Source organism: Xanthomonas sp. SHU 166, from assembly GCF_000364685.1.
Lineage (GTDB): Bacteria > Pseudomonadota > Gammaproteobacteria > Xanthomonadales > Xanthomonadaceae > Xanthomonas_A > Xanthomonas_A sontii.
The window spans coordinates 1-3,776 of the sequence record NZ_AQOJ01000351.1; the positions used below are offsets into that span (position 1 = coordinate 1).

The following is a 3,776-nucleotide window of genomic DNA, read 5'->3' on the forward strand; positions in this document are numbered from 1 at the left end:
GGACCTGCAGTTCGCCGGCCGGCGCAGCCGGCGCCGGGGTGGCCGACTGCGACATCACGCCCAGATTGGCGTCGGCCGGACGCGCGCTGTGGCCGGCGTACCAGGCCATGAACAGGCTGATGGCGAAGAACACCACCGCCAGCCACTTGGTCGACTTGGACAGGAAGTTGGACGCGCCGCGCGATCCGAACACGGTGCCGGACGCGCCGGCGCCGAACCCGGAACCCGCCGCCGCACCGGCGCCGCGTTGCATCAGGATCAGCGCGATCATCGCGATCGCCACCAGCACGTAGACCACATTGAGGATGACCATCAGCATTTCGAAATCCGTCCGGACAGTACGACTTGGGGGACGAACGGCCGCCAGCGGCGGCCGTTCGCTCAACAGGTGGCCGCCGCTCGCACGATGGCCAGGAATTCCGCGGCGACCAGCGAGGCGCCGCCCACCAGCCCGCCATCGACATCCGGCTGCGCGAACAGCTCGGCGGCGTTGTCGGGCTTGACGCTGCCGCCATACAGGATCGGCAACGAATCCGCGATTCTAGCATCGCGCGCCGCCACTTCGCCACGGATGAACGCGTGCACCGCCTGCGCCTGCGCCGGGCTGGCGGTGCGGCCGGTGCCGATCGCCCAGACCGGCTCGTAGGCCACCACCGCGCGGGCGAAGCCCTCGGCGCCGACCAGATCCAGCACCGGCGCCAGCTGCGCGGCGATGACCGCCTCGGTGCGCCCGGCCTCGCGCTGCTCCAGGGTCTCGCCCACGCACAGGATCGGCACCAGCCCGGCGTGCAGGGCGGCGGCGAACTTGCGCGCGACCAGCTCGCTGCTCTCCTGGTGGTACTGGCGCCGCTCCGAATGCCCGACCAGGCCATAGTCGGCGCCCACGTCCACCAGCATCGCCGCCGACACCTCGCCGGTGTAGGCGCCCTTCTCGTTGCTGCTGACGTCCTGCGCGCCGAAGCGCAGCAGCCGGTCCTCGAAATGCTCGATCAGGTCGCCCAGGTACGGCAGCGGCGGCAGGATCACCACCTCCACGCCGTGCTCGGCCTCGTGCAGCCCGGTGACGATCTCCCGTACCAGGTCGGCGGCGAAGTGGCGGGTGCCATGCAATTTCCAGTTTCCGGCTACGATCTTGCGTCGCATCGGCGCATCTCCGGCGAAAAAGTGCCGAGAGGATAGCCGATGCGCCGCCAAGGGCAGGCATCGCCCCTGCCCCGCCCTGCGCCACGCCGCCCGCTCCACGCCCAGAGACCGTCATGACCCAGCTTCCCGGCTACGCCCTGATCACCGGCGCCTCCAGCGGCATCGGCCGCGAGATCGCCCGCGAATACGCCCGCCGCGGCGTGCCGCTGATCCTGACCGCGCGCCGCGAGACGCAGTTGCAGGCGCTGGCCGCCGAACTGCGGCCGCAGGTGCCGGTGGAGGTGCTGGTCGCGGACCTGGCCGATCCGGCCGCGCCAGCCGCGCTGGTGGCCGAGATCGAACGGCGCGGGCTGGCGGTGCGGATCCTGGTCAACAACGCCGGCTACGGCGTGCCCGGCCGCTACATCGCCCAGGACTGGGCGGTGCACGCGGCGTTCCTGCAGGTGATGGTCGGCGCGGTCTGCGAACTGACCTGGCGGCTGCTGCCGGCGCTGCGCGCCAGCGGCCACGGCCGCATCCTCAACGTCGCCTCGTTCGCCGCCCTGGTGCCCGGCGCCGACGGCCACACCCTGTACGCGGCGGCGAAGAGTTTCATGCTGCGCTTCAGCGAATCGCTGGCGCTGGAGAACGCCGACCGCAGCGTCGGCGTCTGCGCGCTGTGCCCCGGCTTCACCTGGTCCGAGTTCCACGACGTCACCGGCACCCGCGAACAGATGGACGCTATGCCGCGCTGGATCTGGCTGCAGACCGCCGCGGTGGCCCGCGCCGGCATCGACGGCGCCGAACGCGGCAAGGTCCGGGTGGTCCCCGGCGCGGTCTACCGCGCCCTGCTCGGGCTCACGGCACTACTGCCCAATGCCCTGCTGCTGCGGATGATGGGCCGGGGCTCGCATCGGATCAGAAGTGTGGAATGAGGCCGGGAATAGGGAATGGGGAAACGGGAATGGAAACGCCTCGCCTCCAAGCCGGTGGATGCCTGTGACAATACTGGCCACGGAAACCCGCTTTTAACGATTCCCCACTCCCGACTCCCGATTCCCGGCTACTTCAGCTTGATCTCGCGCAACCGCTCCTCCAGATACCCCTGCGCGGTGATCGGCTCGGGATAGCGGCTGGGGTTGTCGGCGCTGACGCAGGACGGCAGCACGTCGATCACGAAGTCCGGGTTCGGGTGCAGGAAGAACGGCACCGAGTAGCGCGGCTGGCGCGCCTGCTCGCCCGGGGGGTTGACCACGCGGTGGGTGGTCGAGGGGTACACGTGGTTGGTCAGGCGCTGCAGCATGTCGCCGATGTTGACCACGATGGTGTCGGCGTCGGAGGTGAACGGCACCCACTCGCCCTGCTTGGACTTCACTTCCAGGCCGGCGGCGCTGGCGCCGACCAGCAGGGTAATCAGGTTGATGTCCTCGTGGGCGCCGGCGCGCACGTTGGGGATGTCGTCGGCGGTGATCGGCGGGTAGTGGATCGGGCGCAGGATCGAGTTGCCCGAATCGGTCTTGTCGACGAAGTAGTGCTCGGGCAGGCCGATGTGCAGGGCCAGCGCCGACAGCACGCGCGCGCCGAGCGCATCCAGCGCCTGGTACAGGCCGTAGCCGTGGGTGCGGAAGCCGGGCACTTCGCTCGGCCACAGGTTCGGCGGCATCACCGCGCGGTACGGGGAGTCGTCGGCGATCTCGCGACCGATGTGCCAGAACTCCTTCAGGTCGAAGTGCTTGGAGTCCTTGGCGGTCTCCACGCCGAAGGCGGTGTAGCCGCGCGCGCCGCCGCTGCCGGGCAGGTGGTAGGTGCGCTTGGTCTCCTCGGGCAGCGCGAAGAACGCCTTGAACACGTCGTAGGCGGCGTCGATCTGCGCCTGGGCGATGCCGTGGTTGCGGATGCCGGCGAAGCCCCACTCGCGGTAGGCCGCGCCCAGCTCGGCGACGAAGGCCTCGCGGTCGGTGTCGAAGCGGGTGATGTCGAGGGTGGGAATGCGCGCAGTCATGGCAGGAACCGTCATCTCGTAAGAAGGGGACAAACGCCGCGCTCAGCGCAGCAGGCGGTACAGCAGGTAGAACGTGACCGCCTTGGCGACGATCACGAAGAGGGCAATGGCGATCGACTCACGCCGCGTCACGGACCGCCTCGGCCAGCGCGTCGAGGGTCTGTCGCATCAGCGCGGCATCGTCGGCCTCGACCGTGACCCGCACCACCGGTTCGGTGCCGGAGGCGCGCAGGAAGGCGCGCCCGCGCCCCTGCACCGCCGCCTGCGCCGCGGCCAGCGCGGCCTTCACGGTCTCGGCCTCGAGCGGGCGCACGCCCGGCTGCAGGCGCACGTTGATCGTCTGCTGCGGCACCTTCTGCAGGCCGGCCAGCGCCTGGCGCAGGGTCTGCCGCGAGCGCTTGAGCACTTCCAGCACCTGCAGCGCGCTGACGATGGCGTCGCCGGTGGTGGCGCGGTCCAGGCACAGCATGTGCCCGGAGGCCTCGCCGCCGAGCACCCCGCCCTGTTCCACCAGTGCCTGGTGCACGTAGCGGTCGCCGACCTTGGCGCGCAGGAACGGCACCTGCAACGCGGCCAGCGCCCGTTCCAGGCCATAGTTGGTCATCAGCGTGCCGACCACCGGGCCGTGCAGGCGGCCGCTGGCCTGCCAGCC

At 70.5% G+C, this 3,776-nt stretch carries 4 protein-coding genes and 1 pseudogene; 1 reads left to right on the forward strand and 4 read right to left on the reverse strand.

All coding sequences use genetic code 11. The features are described from left to right. Window positions 1-319, reverse strand: a 319-nt coding sequence (gene secG / locus D180_RS10170; RefSeq protein ID WP_017912711.1) for a preprotein translocase subunit SecG, incomplete at its 3' end; no start/stop codon positions are given. A gap of 62 nt (window positions 320-381) precedes the next feature. Beyond that, window positions 382-1,143: a triose-phosphate isomerase gene (tpiA, locus tag D180_RS10175; protein ID WP_043090753.1), complete on the reverse strand. Its 762-nt coding sequence runs from the start codon at window positions 1,141-1,143 to the stop codon at window positions 382-384. 113 nt (window positions 1,144-1,256) lie between these two features. Between tpiA and D180_RS10180 the strand changes: the two genes are divergently transcribed. Beyond that, on the forward strand, window positions 1,257-2,057 hold the full coding sequence (locus D180_RS10180) for an SDR family NAD(P)-dependent oxidoreductase (RefSeq protein ID WP_017912713.1): 801 nt from the start codon (window positions 1,257-1,259) through the stop codon (window positions 2,055-2,057). 128 nt (window positions 2,058-2,185) lie between these two features. Here the strand turns inward: D180_RS10180 and D180_RS10185 are convergent, their stop codons facing one another. Both D180_RS10185 and glmM read right to left on the reverse strand, forming a co-directional pair. Then, the gene (locus D180_RS10185; RefSeq protein ID WP_017912714.1) at window positions 2,186-3,124 is read right to left on the reverse strand and encodes a 2-oxoglutarate and iron-dependent oxygenase domain-containing protein; all 939 of its coding nucleotides are present in this window, start codon (window positions 3,122-3,124) and stop codon (window positions 2,186-2,188) included. A gap of 118 nt (window positions 3,125-3,242) precedes the next feature. Further along, window positions 3,243-3,776: pseudogene (gene glmM / locus D180_RS10190) on the reverse strand (phosphoglucosamine mutase); the annotation flags it as partial.